Here is a 17,385-nt window from a genome sequence, read left to right on the forward strand (position 1 = left end):
CTCTGTTCCTTATGCCGCCAATATCGCCGACGGCAGAAAATAGGCGGCGCTAAACAGCAGTAACGCCAGTAAAGAAGCCACTCTCATCAGGTTGACGCTGCGCGGGATATCGCTCAGCGCGATCTCCCGCCGCGCATCGCCGATCCAGGGTTTTTCTACCCGCTCGCCAAAATAGGTATTCGGACCGCCGAGCCGCACGCCCAGCGCGCCGGCCACCGTCGCCTCCGACCAGGCGCAGTTGGGGCTGGCGTGCCGGTAGCGATCGCGCCAGCCGATGCGCCACGCCTGCCGGTAGTCCTCTTTCAGCAGCCAGGCCGCCGCCGCCAGCAGCAGCCACCCCAGCCGCGCGGGGAGATAGTTCGCCAGATCGTCCATGCGGGCGGAAACATAGCCGATCGCCCGGTATTTCGGGTTTTTGTAGCCCACCATCGAATCCAGGGTATTCACCGCCTTGTAGGCCATCGCCAGCGGCGCGCCGCCCAACAGCAGGAAAAACAGCGGCGCAATCACCCCGTCGATGCTGTTCTCGGCCACGGTTTCCACCACCGCCCGGGTAATTTGCGGCCGTTCAAGACGCGAGGTATCGCGCCCGACGATCCACGAGAGCCGGCGACGGCTCTCCGCCAGCGTTCCCTGCCGCAGCGCCTGGTGCACCGCCAGCGCCGCGTCGCTCAGGCAGCGCCCCGCCAGACAGGTGTAAATCATCCAGACTTCCGCCAGCCAGCCGAGCCACGGATGCAGCGACGTCAGCAGCGTCAACACGCCCCAGCTTACCGCCCAGGCGGCGCTCACCACCGCCAGCCACAGTACGGCGCCGCCGGCCTTAAGCGCCCGTTCGCTGCGGCAGCGGGCGCGAATGCCACGCTGCAGCCAGGCGATCAGCGCGCCGATCCAGCGCACCGGGTGCGGCCAGCGCGGCGGATCGCCCAACCAGCAATCGAGCAGGAAAGCGGCGAACCAGGCGGCGAGCGTCGGGCTCATCGCTGCCTCCGGGCGGCGCTCAGCCAACGATCGAGCAGCCCCGGCCGCTGGGCGAAATGAATATGCAGATAGCCGGCGTAGGTCTGTTCGATCTGATAGCCGCCCTGCCACTGCTGGACGACGGCGCCGTCGCGCCATTTGGCGCACGCTAAAACCGGGGGCAGCGAGCTGGAAAAGTCGGAATAATGAAATTCATGGCCACGCAGAGTTTCGCCCGCCGCCGCCAGCAGCGTATCGCGCGTCGCCCGCGCCTGGCAGTAGCCGAAGCGGGTCAGCCGTTTTCCCATGACGCTCTCGCCGGGCAGAATGCCGGCCATCGCGTGACGCCGCCCGTCCGGCGCGGTCAGAGCGGAGCCCAGATACATCAGCCCGCCGCATTCGGCATACAGCGGAATACGGCGCCGATGCGCGTCTTGCAGGGCGCGATGCATCGCGGTATTGGCCGCCAGCCGCGGCGCGTGAATTTCCGGGTAGCCGCCGCCGATATAGATCATCTGGCAGTCGGGGAGCCGGCGGTCGTGAAGCGGGCTGAAACGTTGGATACGCACCCCGGCCTGCTCCAGCAGATCCAGGTTGTCCGGGTAGTAGAAATTGAAGGCCTCGTCATCGGCCAGCGCCAGCGTCAGACCGTCGGCCAGCGCAGCGGCGGGTAGAACGGGCGCCTCTCCGGCGGGCGATGGCGCATCGCCGCACAGCGCCAGCAGACGATCCAGTTCGACGGTTTCCTCAACCTGCCGCGCCAGCCGCTGCCAGCGGAGATCGTCATTAACCCGCTCCTGCGCGGGTATCAAGCCGAGGTGGCGGGAAGGCAGAGCGACGTCATCCATCACCGGCAGCCGCCCCAGCACCGGGATGCCGCAGTAGTGCTCAATGGCGTGACGAATAAGCGCGTAGTGCTGCGCCGAATTGACGCGATTAACGATCGCGCCGGCGATGGTCAGCGCGGGATCGAAACGGCAAAAGCCCATCACGGTGGCCGCCACCGACGTCGATGCCGCCTTGCCGTCCACCAGTAAAATCACCGGGCACCCCAGCTGCTTGGCCATCGCCGCCGTGCTGCAATAATCGGGATCCGTGCCGTAACCGTCGTACAGCCCCATGACGCCTTCGATCACCGCCACCTCGGCGCGGCGCATATGCTGGTTATACAGGCCGTTAAGGGTGGACGCCGGCAGCATAAAGGCGTCCAGATTACGGGAGGCCACGCCGCACACCGCGCTGTGCCAGCCGCTATCCAGATAATCCGGGCCGATTTTGAACGGCTGAACGGCGACCCCACGCCGCATCAGCGCCCGCAGAATTCCCAGCGTCACGGTGGTTTTACCGCATCCGCTGCCGGTGCCGGCGATAACAAACGCCTTTTTATGCGCACCGGACCCGACCGGTTTTATTTGACTTAAGCCCGACATAAAAAATCCCGACGTTTCGGCCGGGAATACGGTGTCAAAAGCGCACGCGCCGCCGGCATCGCCGCGGTGCGCATCGCATGACAACCCGCTTCCCACCGAAGGAGTTGAATAAGGTTATATACCCTACGGGTATAGCTGTCAGGTCGGTCTTCTGGCTTAGCGTCATCCTCCCCCGCGCCTTCCCAATCGTCTCGATCAGTGGCCTCCCCTTTCATGATTGACATCCAGGGGGATACGGGTTCGTCGGCATCACAGCAGCGGGGGCTGCGGGGGATTCACACCCCCTTCCCTGATAAGATCTCTCCATCCGCGTCGGATGGAGGGCGTCTTACCTGACGGCGATACATTTTTATTTACATCCGTTTATCTACTCATCATCCCGTTATCGACGGGATACCTCACAAATTCATAACGCATGACAACCTAGTATGCATCATACTGGATCGCGGAGAGTATCCCTTGATGTCGTGCAATAAATAGAGAGGAAATCGCAATGCAAAATATACATGGTTTTGCCGCGCTTGATGCCGCCAGCCCGTTAGTCCCGCACCAATTCGTCCGCCGAGACCCGCGGGAAGATGATGTGGTCATCGACATTATTTATTGCGGCGTGTGTCACTCCGATATCCATATGGCGCGCAACGAATGGAAAAGCAGCGTATACCCCATCGTTCCCGGGCATGAAATCATCGGCAAGGTGGCCGGCGTGGGTAAAGCGGTAACGCGGTTTAAAGAGGGCGACTGGGTCGGCGTCGGCTGTATGGTGGACTCCTGTCAACGCTGCGACGCCTGCGAAGGGGGGCTGGAACAGTATTGCCATGAAGGGGCCACTCTGACCTACGGCGCCGTCGATCGTCACGACGGCCAGCCGACCTTCGGCGGCTACTCCGAACGTATTATCGTTGCCGATAAATTCGTGCTTCGCCTGTCCGACAAGCTGGATATGCAATCCGCCGCGCCCTTGCTGTGCGCCGGGATCACCACCTATTCGCCCTTAAGACACTGGAATGTCGGCCCCGGCGATAAGGTCGCCGTCGTCGGTCTGGGCGGTCTGGGACATATGGGGCTGAAGTTCGCCAAGGCTCTCGGCGCGGAGGTTACGCTGTTCACCCGTTCCAAAGGGAAAGAGCAGGAGGCCCGCCGCCTGGGCGCGGATAACGTGGTCATCTCTTCCGATGACGCGCAGATGAAGGCGGCCGCCGGCCGTTTCGACATTATCCTTGATACGGTGCCGATGCAGCACGACCTCAACCCCTATCTCGCCACGCTGGCGCTCGACGGCACGCTGATTCTGGTCGGCCTGATTGAGATGATTGAACCGACGGTACACAGCGCGTCGCTGGTGATGGGCCGCAAAGCCATCGCCGGCTCGTTGATCGGCGGCATTCAGGAAACCCAGGAGATGCTGGATTTCTGCGCCGAACACGGCATCAGCTGCGATGTCGAGATGATCAGGATGCAGGATATCAACGCCGCCTACGAACGTATGCTGAAAAGCGATGTGCGCTATCGCTTCGTCATTGAGATGGCTTCGCTGAAAGCGAGTTTCTGACCCGGCGGCATTGGCCGCCGTTCCTTCGCTTATGCTACCCTGATGCCCAAAATGGGCAGCAAAAAGATGGCGATACCATGAGCGAACACGGCGGCAATATACTGGAAATGGCATTGAGGATCGGCGCGAATACCGACGATATCATCGACTTCAGCGCCAATATCAATCCGCTGGGCATGCCGGCTTCGCTAAAAGCCGCGATAGTCGGCCAGTTGGAGCGCGCGCAGCGCTATCCCGACGTGGAATACCGCGAGCTGCACGGCGCGCTCGCCCGCGCTCACGGCTGCCAGGTGGAGAATATTATCGCGGGCAACGGCGCCACCGAACTGATTTATGCCGTGACGCACTATCTTCAACCGCGCCGGGCGCTGCTGCTGACGCCGGGATTTGCCGAGTACCGCCGCGCCCTGCGGCGGGTCGGCTGCGTCATCGACGAGTATGCGATGACGCAAGCGGACGGCTTTCAGCCCGACGCGCGCCTGCTGGCCGCGCTCGACGACGCGCATTACGACTGCCTGTTTCTCGCCACGCCCAATAATCCGACCGGCCTGATGCCCGACGCCCGGCTGGTGCTGGCCGTCGCCGAACGCTGCCGCCGGCGCGATACCGCGCTGATCGTGGATGAAGCCTTTATCGATTTTCTGCCGGATGCGCCGGGGCTGATTCCACACCTATCCGCCTTCCCCCGGCTCTATATTTTACGCTCGCTGACCAAGTTTTTCGCCATTCCCGGCCTGCGCCTCGGCTATCTGGTCAGCGGCGATCGCCAGGGCGTCGACGCGATGAAGCGCGCGCGGGAGCCCTGGACAATCAATGCGTTCGCCGCGCTGGCGGGCGAAATGATTCTCGACGACCGCGCCTATATCGATGCGACCCGCAGCTGGCTGGCCGACGCGCAACCCCGGCTTTACCGGGAGCTGGCTGCCATCCCCGAACTTCAGGTCTGGCGGCCGGCGGCAAACTATATTTTTCTGCGCTGCCTGCGGCCGGAAATCGACCTCCAGCACGCGCTGCTGGAACGGCGGATTCTTATTCGCTCCTGCGCCAACTACCCCGGCCTGAGCGCCGCTCACTATCGGGTCGCCGTTAAAAGCGACGGCGATAACCGGCGGCTGATCGCCGCCTTACGTCAAGTTTTCGGCCGTGGCTGAAGCGCGCTGCCCCGCCTCCTGCGGCGAGCTGATTCAGGGCTGGATACTCGGCGGAGAGAAGCTGATCTCCTGCCCGGTGGACTGGTTTTGCAGCGTGTCGATCACCGACGGCAAACCGGGGTTGAACGAACGCCCGCGCATGCGGCAAATGCTGGAAAGCGTACTGCTCCGCTTCGGCTTCCCGGCGGATGCGGCGCGCGGGCTGCGCATTGACTTCAACTCCACCATTCCGGTGGCGAAAGGGATGGCCAGCAGTACCGCAGATATCGCCGCGACCGCGCTGGCCGCCGCCCGCCATCTCGGCGGCACGCTGGATGAAACGGCGCTCGCCGCGCTGTGCGTCCGCCTGGAGCCTACCGACAGCACGCTATTCCGCCGGCTCACGCTGTTCGATCACCAGACGGCGGCGACCGCGATCGCCTGCGACTGGCAGCCGGATATCGATATTTTGCTGCTGGAAAGCCCGCAAACCCTGAACACCGCCGATTATCACCGCCGCGATCGCCGCCGGGCGCTATTGCTGCAGGCGGATCGCTTGGAGCGCGCCTGGCGGCTATTCCGCTCGGCCGCGGCGGCGCAAGATCGCCACCGGCTGGGAGACGCCTGTACCCTCAGCGCCATCGCCAGCCAGCGACTGCTAATCAAACCGGCCTTTAACGATTTGCTGGATGCGGTGGAAACCAACGGCCTTTACGGTCTGAACGTGGCGCACAGCGGCAGCGTGGTCGGGCTGCTGCTCGACCGCCGCCGCCACGATGTCGAGAAGGTATGCCGCCAGTTGCATCGGCGCGGAATTACGCGGCACTACCCGCGGCAATATTTGCTGTCGATGGTCGCCGGCGGCGTGCGCTAACGGCGCGCCGTCGGAAAAAGCGGCGCCCCGCCTAATGATTGCGGGGACGAGGCAGGGGGTTATTTATCGCCAGCCGGCTGCTGTAGATAGTCGGTCAGAAAGGCTTCCGCATTCCCCTGCTCGGACAGGTTTTTGCTATAGCCGATTTGCACGGGCTGCGCTTCGCCGGGCAGATAGAGTTCGCCGTAGCCTTGATTCAATATCAGCGCGACAAACTTCTTACCGTCTACGTTCAGCCAGTAACGGGTGCTATTGGCGAGTTTTTCGACATTCATCTTCTGGATCTTGCCGTTCCAGTGATGATCGATGCCGGTGATCTGCACCAGCGCCTGCGATTCGGCGGGCTCGCCAATGCGCAATGTCCAGATCTGCGCGCCTTCCGCTCCCTGATAGGCCTTCACGATATTGGCGATCGGCGGCCGCGGCGTTTCCGCATAAACAGCGCTGATTCCCGCCATCTGCGCCAATAAAAGTATCGCGACCAGACCGAGTATATAACGTAATTTTTGCATTATTCCGTTCCTGTATTCAGACAATCGTTATCTTAAACGCAATGAAAGAGAGGGGCATAATAGCATCGCTATCATAGCGTTAGCATCATTATCGCTATCAGCGAGCTAAAGAAAAGCGCGGCGGCCCGCAGGGTGAGGGGCAGAACGTCCGCCATAAAAAAACAGGCAGGAAAAACCTGCCTGCCAATAGTATCGATTGCTGGTCTAAAGGATAAAAACTTAGCGCGGCCCCATCTGACTGCCGTGCGCATCCTGGAAACCAGGACCGCCGGGGCCGCCGCCATGACCGCCGCCGCCGCCGCCGCCACCCGGAGGCGGAAACAGACAACCGCTCAGCGCCGTGATTAATGTAATCACCCCAATGATTTTAAAAATACGACTCATGTTCACCTCAGTGTTGATGGGATATCACCAGCGAATAATAGGAGGGCAACCATCGGCAAACAATGCGGAATCATCCTGAAAATATGCTTATAAACATTATGTTACATCAGCCTACTTATTTCTGTATCAATCAAAACGCCTTCCTGATTTCAGGCGATGCATCAGCCGGCGCCGGCGGCTCATGTGCGATAGAGATTCAGACGTTTCACGCGGCTTTCGAAGCGCGCCAGGCGCTGTTTTAGCTTATCGCGGTTGCGGCTCGCCACGCAGTGCAGCAGCACGTTCAGCGCATTCACCAACCCGGCGGTGGACTCCAGTATCAAGCCGGTTTTGGTGGTAATGGTGACGATATGCGGCGTATTCATATATTTGGCGATGCCATACTCATCGGTGAAAACCACCAGATCGGCGTTTTCCCGCATACATTCATTAGCAAAGGCGATGCCCGCATCGGCATACGGAGCGATATCGATGAGCAGGACGCAGCACCGTTTGTCATCGCTATCAATCCATCCGCCCAATACGCCGCCATAAATATCAAGAAACTCGACATTGGATCTGACCAGCGACAATCGGTTGGCGAAATCCTCCGTCAGACCGCGGATCGTCTGGAAGCCGCAAACGAAAACGCGCTCCGCCTGGCTTACGCGCTGAACAATTTCTTGCCAGCGTTCGCTGCCGATTTGCTCCCAAAACTTAACCAACGCCGCTATCTCATTATTAAGATGAACGGTTAAGTCATCGTTTTGCTGTTCGACGCGCTCAAGCAACGTGGTATTCAGCAATGACTTTACCCGCACCTCATCGCGCAGATCCTCTTTCAGCCCTTTCAACCCCTTGTAGCCCAGGCGGCGACAGAAGCGGCTGACGGTATTCGGGCTAACGCCACTTTTTTGTGCAAGCGTCGCACCATTTTCGAAGGCGATATTCTCAAGATTGGCGTTGATATAGGCCCACAACGTCTTTTCCGACGGCGTCAGATTGCCTTCCAGCTTCTCCAGTCTGGCATCAAGCATCTTGTTACCTCCTTAATAAAGAAAGACATATAAATACCAGATAAAAAAAGATGACATAAAAATACCACCAAGCCGTGCGCCGATCTTTTTCTGGCATATTAATTGCAAAAAAACAGGAAACGACAGAATTCTGTCAAACACTCTATCAGTTTAGTCCCCATTGCTAAACAGCAAGCCCACCGGAGAAGAAAAATGTACATCATTAACCAAACAAGTTGGATGAAGAGCATCATTTTCGGGGTAACGTTATCTTGCGCATTCAGCAGCTTACCGGCGAAAGCCGCCGGCGAGCTGCGGCTATATAACTGGGGGGACTACATTAACCCGGAAGTATTGACGCGCTTTACCCAGGAAACCGGCATTAATGTAAAACTCGACACCTACGGCAGCAATGAAGAGATGCTGGCCAAAATACAGGCGGGAGCCAGCGGCTACGATATCGTATTCCCCTCGGTGCACATGCAGGACGCCATGGCGGCGCTGAAGCTGCTGGCGCGTACGGATATTAACCGCTCGCCCGACTTTAAACATATCGACCCGGTATTTTTACGCGCCAAAAGCGATCCCGCCGGCGAATATTGTCTGCCCTACGCCTGGGGCAGCGTCGGTATTTTCTACAATAAGAAAAAAGTCGATAAGCCGATTACTTCCTGGAAAGACTTCTTCAGCGAAGCCGAGAAAGGGAAAAAGGTGATCATGCTTGATGATATGCGCGAAACGCTGGGCGTCGGCTTAATCGTTAACCATAAATCCGTCAACAGCACCAATCCTGACGATCTCAAGCTGGCGTCCGACTGGCTAACCGCGCGTAAGCCGTTAATCTCCGCATTGACCTATGAAAGCATTCCGCTGGTGCAATCCGGCGATGTGGCGGCGGCCCACTATTTCGTCGGCGCGCTGATGTATGTGTCGCAGGATCCGGAAAATCTGGCGTACGTCATTCCGGATGAGGGCGCGACCATGTATCAGGAGAATATGTGCGTACTGGCCAACGCGCCCAACAAAGAGAATGCGAAAAAATTTATGGCGTTCTTCCTGAAGCCTGAAATCGCCGCGATGAATACCGCGCAGCAGATGAACGGTACGCCGAACCGCGATGCCGTGGCGCTGCTTCCCGATGCATTGAAAAATAATCCGGCCGCCAATCCGCCGGAAGAGATCCGTCAGAAATTGCAGATATTCGACGATTTGGGCAAAGGCCTGCGCCTGTATGACCGCACCTGGACGAAATTCCGCAGCGCCAACTAGCTCCGCCGGCGCGCGCCGGCCGACCCGATGCGCGCCGTAAAATCGCGCGCTAGCCATACGCCAACGTCAATGCCCCGCACCGGGACGCTCGCTACTGGGAATAGACAATGAGTCATGACCGCCAATTTCGCACCGTCGTGTCGCTTGAAAAAGCCGTTAAATATTATCAAACCCCCGAGGGCAATAGCGTTAAGGCGCTGGACGATCTCTCTTTCTCGGTCAGGGACAATGAGTTCGTTACGCTGCTAGGCCCCTCCGGATGCGGCAAAACCACGCTGCTGAGGATTATTAGCGGGTTCGAACGGCTGGATGCCGGCGATCTGTTGATTTTAGGGAAAAAAATGAATGATATACCGCCGCATTTGCGGCCGGTGAATACCGTGTTTCAAAGCTATGCCCTCTTCCCCCATATGAGCGTGGCGGACAATGTCGGCTATGGTCTGGATATCCGCGGCGTACTGCGTCAGGAGCGGAATAGCCGCGTGGCCGAAACGCTGGAAATGGTGGGGTTGCTGAATATGGAAAAGCGCCGCCCCGCCCAGCTCTCCGGCGGCCAGCAGCAGCGCGTGGCGCTGGCGCGCGCCATTATTAATCGCCCGACGCTCCTGCTGCTGGATGAACCTTTGTCCGCGCTGGATCGCAGCCTGCGTAAAAGCATGCAGCTCGAGCTTAAGCGCCTGCAGGCCGAGCTCGGCATCTCATTTATTTTCGTCACCCACGATCAGGATGAGGCGCTGACCATGTCCGACAGGATCATCGTGCTGAACGGCGGGAAAATACAGCAGAACGACAGGCCGACGGCCGTTTACCATACGCCGACCAACCCTTTTGTCGCCGGTTTTATCGGGGAAGGCAATATGATCGCCGTGGAGATCGCAGAGAAAATGGACTGCGGCACGCTGCGGCTAACCAGTGAAACCGGGGACGCCTGGCTGGCCGAAGAGCGTCAGCCGTACCAAACGGGGACGCGCCTATGGCTGTTGCTGCGGCCTCAGCATTTCCATCGCGTCAGGCCCGATAGCGGCCAGACGCGCTATGGCGAAGTGAGCGGCGTTATCAGCCAGACGATCTTTATGGGCAGCGATATCGAGGTTATTGTGCACGCCGATCGGGGGGATACCGTCAAGGCGCTGATCCGCCTGACCGACTCCGCTCACGATGATTTGGCGCCGGGCAGCCGCATCACACTGTGGTATGCCGCTGCCGCTTGTCATCTATTGCCGCGTTGAGGATACCCATGAGTCAATGGAAAAAATCATTTCCGCTTATCGGGCTGCTATCGCCGATCACGCTGTTGCTGGGAGTCTGTCTGTTTATTCCACTGGCGATCATGGCGGTATTCAGCGTACTCGCGCCGGGCATGTATGGCGGCGTGGAGTGGAGCTATTACTCCGATAACTATGGCCGCATACTGGGCTGGGCGGACGGCACCCAGGAAGAGTTCGATATTCTCTATTTAAAAATTATTCTGACCTCTTTTCGCATTGCTCTGATGAGCGCTATCGTTTCGCTGCTTATCTGTTACCCGATCGCATTCTGGGTAAGGAGCCAATCGCCCAGGATACGCAACTTTTTACTTTTCCTTATCACGCTGCCGTTTTTCGCCAGCCTGATTGTACGCCTCTATGCCTGGGTGCTTATTCTGCGTCCGAGCGGATTTCTTAATACCCTGCTACAGGCTCTAGGAGCGATCGCCCAGCCGCTGGATCTGATTTATACCGAACAGGCGGTGTTGATCGGCATGGCCTATATCTATATTCCCTTTATGTTTCTTCCGGTTTACGCCAGCGTCGAACGGCTGGATTCGCGCCTGATCGAAGCCTCCTACGATCTGGGCGCCAACCGGGTAAAAACCTTTTGCCGGGTTATTTTCCCGCTGACGCTGCCCGGCGTAATTTCCGGCTCCATTATGGTGTTTATTCCCAGCCTCGGAAATTTTATCGTGCCGTCGCTGCTGGGAGGGGCGAAGGTGGTGATGATCGGCAGTTTAATCGAACAGCAGTTTCTCTCCGCCAGAAACTGGCCGTTTGGCGCGGCGTTGGCCATGTTGCTGATGTCGATGGTGCTATGCGTACTGTTGATCTATCTCTGTCTAAGCAGCCGCTATTCCCACGCCGGCGGCGTATCGAACGGGAGGAAAAATGAAGCGTAATATTTTTTCACGGCTCATAACATGGCTATTTAACTGTTATGGCATTCTGTTCTTTATTTTTCTTTATCTTCCTATCTTTCTGATTGCGGTTTACTCCTTTAACGCCAACCCCATTAATATGATGGTATGGCAGGGATTCAGTATTGACTGGTATTTATCGCTGTTCGGCGTCAGCAATAATTTATCGGACAATGCGCTATATATCGATTCCACCGCACAGGTGCTTAACGCATTAAAAAACAGCCTGATCATCGCCCTGATCACCACCGCTATTTCGACGATAATCGGCACCATGACCGCGCTGGCGTTAATGCGCTACCGTTTTTATCTACGAGGCTTCTATCGGTTCCTGCTGTATATGCCGATGATGATGCCGGATATCCTATTAGGCATCGCGCTGCTGATTTTTTTCGTCAATGCCGGCGTCCCCTTGGGAAGAACCTCGATTATTCTCGGCCACTGCACCTTTTTGTGCAGCTATGTTTTTCTGATTGTCAGCGCCCGGCTGGCGGGCATGGATACCCGGCTGGAAGAGGCCTCTTACGATTTGGGCGCCAACGGTTGGGTCACATTCCGGCGCGTTACGCTGCCGATGTTATTGCCCAGCATTATCGGCGGCGCGCTGCTGGCGTTTATTATCTCGATGGACGATCTGGTCATCACCTATTTTATCTCCGGCGTTGACGCCACCACGCTTCCCGTACAGATATACGGCATGATCCGGCGCGGAATAAAGCCGGAAATCAACGTGATCGCCACGCTGTTGATTATTATATCGCTGCTGATCGCCGCGGCGGGACTCTATCTTAGAAACAGAAATGAAAATAAATAAGGAAAGTCATGATGGCCAAACTCAGAGCCCGCCAATTGGGATTACGCTTTCCCGGCGCCACAGGAAAATATAACGCCATCACCGATGTCGACGGCGTACTGGTCGGCTATCGCACGCTCGACGGCGTCAGCCGGGACGGCAAACGGATAAAAACCGGCGTCACCGCGATCTTGCCCCGGGGATACCAGGCCAAGCCGCAGCCGGTATGGGCGGGCTACGATGCGCTAAACGGCAACGGCGAAATGACGGGAGTTCATTGGATAAAGGACGGCGGCTACTTTGTCGGCCCGGTTTGCCTGACCAATACCCATTCGGTCGGCGCCGTCCATCAGGCGGCCGTGGAGTGGATGCTGACCCAGTACCGCGCTACCTGGGAAGCGCATCATATCTGGGCTATGCCGGTGGTGGCCGAAACCTATGATGGCGTTATCAACGACATTAACGGGCTGCACGTTACCCGGGAGGACGCCTTATGCGCGCTTAATTCGGCGCGCTCCGGCACGCCGCCTGAAGGCAACGTGGGGGGCGGCAACGGTATGATCTGTTATGGCTTCAAGGGCGGAACCGGCACCGCGTCGCGTCGCTTTGCCATTGAGGATCGCCAATACTCGCTAGGGAGCCTGGTGCAGGCCAATTACGGCCAGCGGGATTGGCTTGAGCTATTCGGCGTGCCGGTCGGAACGCTGATCGCGCCGCCGCCGCCGTCGGCGTTGCTGCGCGAACGGGGGTCAATCATCGTGGTACTGGCGACGGACGCCCCGCTGATGCCGCACCAGCTTCAGCGTTTAGCCCGGCGGGCGGCGCTGGGGATCGCCCGCTCCGGGAGTCCCGGGGGCAATAATTCCGGCGACATTTTTCTGGCGTTCAGTACTGCGAATGCCGGCGAGCTGCCGCAGATCGCGGCGGCGCACCGCTCTTTTCAGTACCTGAATGATGAGTGTTTCGATGCGATCTATCAGTCGGCGGTCGATTGCACGCACGAAGCGGTTATCAACGCGCTGCTTGCCGCGGAAGATGCGCCGATGCAAAAGCCGGTCGGGATATGTAAAGCTATCGACCCCCAGGCGCTGTATGAGGTGGTGAAACGCATGAATCCATCCGCGATCGTCTCTTAGCCTGTATCCAGTGAGGGCTATTTACCTGTCGTTTTAAACCCGACGGCGCTCGCAATCCGCGACGGCCCTCTTAAAGGTCTCCCCCGACTCAGCCCCTTTACGCCAAAGGGAAAACAACCTGTTGCCCGTAGTCTCTTCCTGAGTTGAGACTAAGAGACGGCCTGCGCGGGGATGACGGCAAGGAAACAAGAATGATGGTAAAGAAACAGGGGATGCCGGAAAAATTCAGGGCATAACAGCCATGTTATGCCCTGAAGCGAAGGATGGACTATCAGTTATAGGTCACGCCGTACAAAGACGTGCGACGCTGCAACATCTGTCCGCCGTCACGCGTTAACGGCACCCATCCGACGGCGCCCCGTTTCACCGTCGGCTCGGAGAGCAGCAGGTCAAACGGTATGGAGATATAGAAGCCTTTGGTAAAGCTGCCTTCACCATATTCGCTGGAGCTGACGTCGGTTTTCGTGGCAAAGGCGCCGGCGACGATGCCGCTGTCAAAGCGGCGGGAGAGATCGAGCGTCACCCCTTTGTCGCCCGCTAGGTAGCGCCCGACGCTGACTTTCGCCACCGCGCCTTCGACGAACGGCAGTTCCCAGTACCCGGTCAGGTGGCCGGTTACCACGTCGTAATCCGCCGTTTTCATGATGTTGTCCCAGTCGCGCTGCTTGACGTAGTTAACATCCATTCCCAGCGCCCAGCTTTGTCCGTAAGGCCGATACAGCACTTCCGAACCGACGCCGGCGTACATCATCTCCAAATAGCCGCCGTACACCTGGGTGTACCAGTCCGGCGCCGGATTATCCATGCGCGTCAGCTGTAAATTGGTGAGCAGCACGTCGGAAGAGGTGACATATTCCCGGATCCGGGTTCTGACCCGCGGCAGCGTGGTTTTATCCGTAGGCGCCGTATAGTTGAACCTGTCGTAGTTATCCAGCAGATTCAGCGATGCCGTGCCGCCGAGGGTCCAGTGGTCGCTCAGGCGATAATCCACATTGCCTTTCAGCGCCACCTGATACATATAGAAGGATTCAGGACCGCCGAAGGATTGCGTCAGCGCCGGCTCCAGCGAATAGGAGAAACGGTCCGGCTCGGTGCGCAGCACCTGCTGTCCGCGCATATCCGCCACCGGTTCGGCGCGATGCGTTTGCGGCTCCGGCTGACCCAGCGGCGTCGCCGCCTGCTGCACCTGGTGGAACGCTTTAGCGTCCACCGCGGTGCTGGCGATCGGCATCCGCTGATTGCGCTTCACGATATGATACTCGGCGACATCCTCCGGCACGTGGTTAGCCAGTATCGTGGCCGCCCGCTGGTTAGCCTCGTCGTTATCCCGGTATTTAGTCTGATCGGCGACCACGGTGACCTGATGCCGATCGGCATAAATATCGGCTCCGCGATATCCGGCCTTATCATCCAGCTCTTTCGCCACCTGCTGCCAATTGGTGCCCTTCCCGTCGCTGACCGGCGCATAAACCGGCGGCGCATCGTCGATGCGATTCGGTTTCAGGCGGTCGAAGTTGGTGCGCAGGGTAAAGCCCCACATCAGGGTGTTGCCGCGCTGCCAGGAGAGCGTGGTATCGAGAATATCACCGACGCGGTACACCATGCCGAGGTTAAACGGCGAATCCTGGCTTATTTTCCCGGCGCTTTCATTGCTGTAATCATTGGCGTCATATTCCAGCTTGAAGCGCAGCGGATCCCACGGCGTTTGATATTCAACGCCGCCGAATATCGCCGCCGGGCCGTGGAAAAAGTTTTTAACTTCGAACTGTCCGGTCTCCGTATTCGCCGTACGGGTACAGAAGCTATCTTTTAAAGAACAGGCGGGGTTTTTGATATTGCCGCTTTCCGCCATATTCCCCCAGCCGACGCCCAGGGTGAAGTCGAACGGCCCGAGTCGCTTGCTGGCCGCCAGATATTCGCTATCGAACAGTCCGGTACCGGCGATATCGCGCAGGCCGACGGAGACGTCCGGCAGCCAGTAACTCTCCTGCCATAAGCGTGCTTTCAGATCGAAAGCCTTATCCTTATAGCTTTGATTGCCGCTGAAGCTGGGATCGTTGCTATAAAGACGCGTTCGGATATCGGTATAGCGCACCGTCGCTTCCAGCCAGTCAAATAGCTGCAGCGACACCGAGTAGCGGCGGTATTCATCGTTATCCCGGTAGTTGAGGCTGAACTCCCCCGTCTCGGCCATACGGGCCGTCGGCATTTGCAGCAGCCCGGTGCCGCCGAAATCGGACTGCGACACGCCAGCCGGCTGAAAGCGCGTATTGGCGTTGGTCGCCGCATTTTCTTTCGCCGTATCCGCCGCCATCGTCTGGGCGCTTAAAACGCCGCCGATCGCCAACGACAGGCAGCCCAGTTTAAAGTTTTTGTTCTTTATCATTAGTGTGGGATCCGGTTTGCAAGATAGTCGGCAAGCTGATCGTTTAGCGATGCCATATCGCTGGGCAAGACTGAAGGGTCAAAACCGATAAACAGCGTTTCGCCTGCCGCAGGCTCAATATGTTGCCGATTCCACAGCGCCAGAGGAACCTTGCGCCATACCCCGTTACCGCCGATCAGATAACCGACGCTTTTATCCGCCCCGGCCAACAGACGACGGCTGGAAATGTAATCCTCAACCGACCACCCGGAACGCAAGGCAACGCTGCCTGACGTTTCCAGCTCCCCCACATCGGCAGAGGTATTAATCAAGCCAATCAGCGAGAAATGATTGGAGTACGGCGCGAGATAAAGCGCATATTCGCCGACCAGCGGCCGGTTATCGCGAATATAAACACGTACGCGATCGGGATCGAGATCGGTATGAATTCGGCCGGCAACGTCGATCGGCTCCAGCGTTTTACGCAGCAGCCACGCGGATATCGCCAGATCGCCATCGCCGGAATTACGCCAGCGCGTTTCCAGCGCGGCCAGCTTTTCCCTGAGCGCGTCGCCCTGCGCATAGACTTTCTGCGTGGTGGCGAAATCGGATATCAAGGCCGTGCGCCAGTTGATATTTTCGGGTAAAGCGGTCTGCTGGTAGAATTTTTCCAGACGCGTGCCATCGTCGAGTTTTACCACCGCAATAGTTTGCTGCGGATCTTTCACGGTCAGCTGTGCGGCGCTCGCCGAGCCGCAAACCAGCAGCAATAAAGTCGCCATACGAGTGAGTGACAACATTTGAGCCCCTTATTGTACGTATGGTTTTAAAACGGTAAATTTCACCAGCGCCATATCAGGTCCCATATATTGGTGACTCTGTACAACCTGGCCATTTGCCGGATCGAGCCAATAACTATTGGTATAGGTCTCATTCAATGAAGGGACGGTTACCCGCTCATCGAAACGCATCAATTCGCGCGATTGATTTAAAATCTGAACCTTTTCCCTGCCCCGCGCCAGGAAAACGGAAGTGAGATCGTACCCGCCGCGGAAAACCTGGGCCCACTCAACGCGAGTCCGCCATTGCAGCGGCGTGGTGGATTTCAGCAACCCCAGCGCCAGCGGATCCTGAGCGAGATTATCGACATAGGTAATATCTTCGCCAAATCCCTGCGTTTTGATGAGTCGACCATGTTGGGTGACCACCATATTTTTGTCCGCGGCAATCCATTTCAACTGCTGTTGTTCAGCAAATGCCAACACGACAAAGGCCTGGGGAGCTTTACCCACTTTCAGATAAGCGGAAGCGTAAGGGGTATTGGCGACCTGCTGCGCGCTAACGTGCGTATCATCCTGCCCCAAAAAAGCCAGCTTCGCCGTTTTCCCCAATGATTCCATTTTCTGGGAACAACCGGTCATAAGAATGGACAAAATAGGCATGGCGATCAGCATATTCATTTTTGCCATTCGTTTTATTGTCGTCATGGATTTTATTTTTATCACTGAATGAATTCTCGCTGAACAGCGTAATAGTCAGGAAAAAGAAAGGCCACCGAAGTGGCCTTATGGTTAACACTATATTAACGCGTGCTAGTAACGGTAGAGGTGGAAGTAGCAGTACCCGCACCGCCATTGTCATCGTCGTTAGCAACGGCAACGGCAACGCCGGCCGCGACAGCCGCAGCAACGCTGACGGCAACGATTCCAGTCGTACCAGCCGCAGCGCCGCCGGCAGCGCCAGCGGAACCTGCAGCGGCGCCGCCTTCAGCGGCAAACGCATTTGACGACATGGCTAATACAGCAGCCAGTGTAA

The 17,385-nt window shown here is 57.9% G+C and carries 17 protein-coding genes and 1 riboswitch; of the genes, 9 read left to right on the forward strand and 8 right to left on the reverse strand.

Features of this window, described 5'->3' with window-relative positions; genetic code table 11:
• Positions 1-9: 9 nt before the first annotated feature.
• Positions 10-981: an adenosylcobinamide-phosphate synthase CbiB gene (cbiB, locus tag VSX58_RS05295; RefSeq protein ID WP_327617187.1), complete on the reverse strand. Its 972-nt coding sequence runs from the start codon at positions 979-981 to the stop codon at positions 10-12.
• Complete coding sequence (locus VSX58_RS05300) at positions 978-2,390, reverse strand: cobyrinate a,c-diamide synthase (protein WP_327617188.1); 1,413 nt, start codon at positions 2,388-2,390, stop codon at positions 978-980. Before VSX58_RS05300 ends, cbiB begins: the two co-directional genes overlap by 4 nt.
• Positions 2,391-2,514: 124 nt before the next feature.
• A riboswitch (cobalamin riboswitch) is annotated at positions 2,515-2,741 on the reverse strand.
• A gap of 142 nt (positions 2,742-2,883) precedes the next feature.
• Between VSX58_RS05300 and VSX58_RS05305 the strand changes: the two genes are divergently transcribed.
• The 3 genes from VSX58_RS05305 to VSX58_RS05315 all read left to right on the forward strand — a co-directional run bounded on the left by VSX58_RS05305 (position 2,884) and on the right by VSX58_RS05315 (position 5,946).
• Positions 2,884-3,942, forward strand: coding sequence for an NAD(P)-dependent alcohol dehydrogenase (locus VSX58_RS05305; protein WP_327617189.1), 1,059 nt, complete (start codon positions 2,884-2,886; stop codon positions 3,940-3,942).
• A 77-nt stretch (positions 3,943-4,019) separates the two neighbouring features.
• Positions 4,020-5,093, forward strand: a complete 1,074-nt coding sequence (gene cobD, locus VSX58_RS05310) for a threonine-phosphate decarboxylase CobD (RefSeq protein ID WP_327617190.1) — start codon at positions 4,020-4,022, stop codon at positions 5,091-5,093.
• Entirely contained in the window at positions 5,086-5,946 is an 861-nt protein-coding gene (locus VSX58_RS05315) for a GHMP family kinase ATP-binding protein (protein WP_327617191.1), read from the forward strand. Before cobD ends, VSX58_RS05315 begins: the two co-directional genes overlap by 8 nt.
• Positions 5,947-6,005: 59 nt before the next feature.
• Here the strand turns inward: VSX58_RS05315 and VSX58_RS05320 are convergent, their stop codons facing one another.
• The 3 genes from VSX58_RS05320 to VSX58_RS05330 form a co-directional block, all read right to left on the reverse strand.
• Positions 6,006-6,458: a hypothetical protein gene (locus VSX58_RS05320; protein ID WP_327617192.1), complete on the reverse strand. Its 453-nt coding sequence runs from the start codon at positions 6,456-6,458 to the stop codon at positions 6,006-6,008.
• A 219-nt stretch (positions 6,459-6,677) separates the two neighbouring features.
• Positions 6,678-6,842: a hypothetical protein gene (locus VSX58_RS05325; RefSeq protein ID WP_327617193.1), complete on the reverse strand. Its 165-nt coding sequence runs from the start codon at positions 6,840-6,842 to the stop codon at positions 6,678-6,680.
• A 179-nt stretch (positions 6,843-7,021) separates the two neighbouring features.
• Positions 7,022-7,858: a MurR/RpiR family transcriptional regulator gene (locus VSX58_RS05330; RefSeq protein WP_327617194.1), complete on the reverse strand. Its 837-nt coding sequence runs from the start codon at positions 7,856-7,858 to the stop codon at positions 7,022-7,024.
• Between the two features lie 192 nt (positions 7,859-8,050).
• Between VSX58_RS05330 and VSX58_RS05335 the strand changes: the two genes are divergently transcribed.
• The 5 genes from VSX58_RS05335 (at position 8,051) to VSX58_RS05355 (ending at position 13,205) form a co-directional block, all read left to right on the forward strand.
• Positions 8,051-9,106 carry a polyamine ABC transporter substrate-binding protein gene (locus VSX58_RS05335; RefSeq protein ID WP_327617195.1) on the forward strand — a complete coding sequence of 352 codons (1,056 nt, stop codon included), beginning with the start codon at positions 8,051-8,053 and terminating at the stop codon, positions 9,104-9,106.
• Positions 9,107-9,213: 107 nt separating this feature from the next.
• Positions 9,214-10,335 (forward strand): ABC transporter ATP-binding protein, encoded by a 1,122-nt coding sequence (locus tag VSX58_RS05340; RefSeq protein WP_327617196.1) that lies wholly within the window; start codon positions 9,214-9,216, stop codon positions 10,333-10,335.
• Between the two features lie 8 nt (positions 10,336-10,343).
• Complete coding sequence (locus VSX58_RS05345) at positions 10,344-11,258, forward strand: ABC transporter permease (protein ID WP_327617198.1); 915 nt, start codon at positions 10,344-10,346, stop codon at positions 11,256-11,258.
• A complete protein-coding gene (locus VSX58_RS05350; protein WP_327617199.1) occupies positions 11,248-12,090 on the forward strand; it encodes an ABC transporter permease in 843 nt (280 codons plus the stop codon). The genes VSX58_RS05345 and VSX58_RS05350 overlap by 11 nt, the downstream gene beginning before the upstream one ends.
• Before the next feature lie 8 nt (positions 12,091-12,098).
• Positions 12,099-13,205: a DmpA family aminopeptidase gene (locus VSX58_RS05355; protein WP_327617200.1), complete on the forward strand. Its 1,107-nt coding sequence runs from the start codon at positions 12,099-12,101 to the stop codon at positions 13,203-13,205.
• Between the two features lie 271 nt (positions 13,206-13,476).
• On the opposite strand, the gene VSX58_RS05360 is transcribed toward VSX58_RS05355, so the two are convergent.
• Genes VSX58_RS05360 through VSX58_RS05370 form a run of 3 tightly spaced genes read right to left on the reverse strand, consistent with a single transcriptional unit; the run spans position 13,477 to position 17,057 of the window.
• Positions 13,477-15,591 (reverse strand): YjbH domain-containing protein, encoded by a 2,115-nt coding sequence (locus tag VSX58_RS05360; RefSeq protein WP_327617201.1) that lies wholly within the window; start codon positions 15,589-15,591, stop codon positions 13,477-13,479.
• Positions 15,591-16,370 (reverse strand): capsule biosynthesis GfcC family protein, encoded by a 780-nt coding sequence (locus VSX58_RS05365; RefSeq protein WP_327617202.1) that lies wholly within the window; start codon positions 16,368-16,370, stop codon positions 15,591-15,593. The genes VSX58_RS05360 and VSX58_RS05365 overlap by 1 nt, the downstream gene beginning before the upstream one ends.
• Before the next feature lie 9 nt (positions 16,371-16,379).
• Positions 16,380-17,057 (reverse strand): YjbF family lipoprotein, encoded by a 678-nt coding sequence (locus tag VSX58_RS05370; RefSeq protein WP_407654852.1) that lies wholly within the window; start codon positions 17,055-17,057, stop codon positions 16,380-16,382.
• Between the two features lie 80 nt (positions 17,058-17,137).
• Here VSX58_RS05370 and VSX58_RS05375 point away from each other — a divergent pair, with 80 nt between their 5' ends.
• On the forward strand, positions 17,138-17,356 hold the full coding sequence (locus VSX58_RS05375; RefSeq protein ID WP_327617204.1) for a hypothetical protein: 219 nt from the start codon (positions 17,138-17,140) through the stop codon (positions 17,354-17,356).
• Positions 17,357-17,385 lie beyond the last annotated feature (29 nt).

Origin of the sequence: Brenneria populi, assembly GCF_036016195.1 — a bacterium.
In the GTDB taxonomy this organism is placed as follows: domain Bacteria; phylum Pseudomonadota; class Gammaproteobacteria; order Enterobacterales; family Enterobacteriaceae; genus Brenneria; species Brenneria populi.

Coding starts and splice junctions, on each gene's coding strand:
- cbiB (WP_327617187.1), bottom strand. CDS start 981: ATGAGCCCGACGCTCGCCGCCTGGTTCGCCGCTTTCCTGCTCGATTGC.
- VSX58_RS05300 (WP_327617188.1), bottom strand. CDS start 2,390: ATGTCGGGCTTAAGTCAAATAAAACCGGTCGGGTCCGGTGCGCATAAA.
- VSX58_RS05305 (WP_327617189.1), top strand. CDS start 2,884: ATGCAAAATATACATGGTTTTGCCGCGCTTGATGCCGCCAGCCCGTTA.
- cobD (WP_327617190.1), top strand. CDS start 4,020: ATGAGCGAACACGGCGGCAATATACTGGAAATGGCATTGAGGATCGGC.
- VSX58_RS05320 (WP_327617192.1), bottom strand. CDS start 6,458: ATGCAAAAATTACGTTATATACTCGGTCTGGTCGCGATACTTTTATTG.
- VSX58_RS05325 (WP_327617193.1), bottom strand. CDS start 6,842: ATGAGTCGTATTTTTAAAATCATTGGGGTGATTACATTAATCACGGCG.
- VSX58_RS05330 (WP_327617194.1), bottom strand. CDS start 7,858: ATGCTTGATGCCAGACTGGAGAAGCTGGAAGGCAATCTGACGCCGTCG.
- VSX58_RS05335 (WP_327617195.1), top strand. CDS start 8,051: ATGTACATCATTAACCAAACAAGTTGGATGAAGAGCATCATTTTCGGG.
- VSX58_RS05340 (WP_327617196.1), top strand. CDS start 9,214: ATGAGTCATGACCGCCAATTTCGCACCGTCGTGTCGCTTGAAAAAGCC.
- VSX58_RS05345 (WP_327617198.1), top strand. CDS start 10,344: ATGAGTCAATGGAAAAAATCATTTCCGCTTATCGGGCTGCTATCGCCG.
- VSX58_RS05350 (WP_327617199.1), top strand. CDS start 11,248: ATGAAGCGTAATATTTTTTCACGGCTCATAACATGGCTATTTAACTGT.
- VSX58_RS05355 (WP_327617200.1), top strand. CDS start 12,099: ATGATGGCCAAACTCAGAGCCCGCCAATTGGGATTACGCTTTCCCGGC.
- VSX58_RS05360 (WP_327617201.1), bottom strand. CDS start 15,591: ATGATAAAGAACAAAAACTTTAAACTGGGCTGCCTGTCGTTGGCGATC.
- VSX58_RS05365 (WP_327617202.1), bottom strand. CDS start 16,370: ATGTTGTCACTCACTCGTATGGCGACTTTATTGCTGCTGGTTTGCGGC.
- VSX58_RS05370 (WP_407654852.1), bottom strand. CDS start 17,057: ATGACGACAATAAAACGAATGGCAAAAATGAATATGCTGATCGCCATG.
- VSX58_RS05375 (WP_327617204.1), top strand. CDS start 17,138: ATGGTTAACACTATATTAACGCGTGCTAGTAACGGTAGAGGTGGAAGT.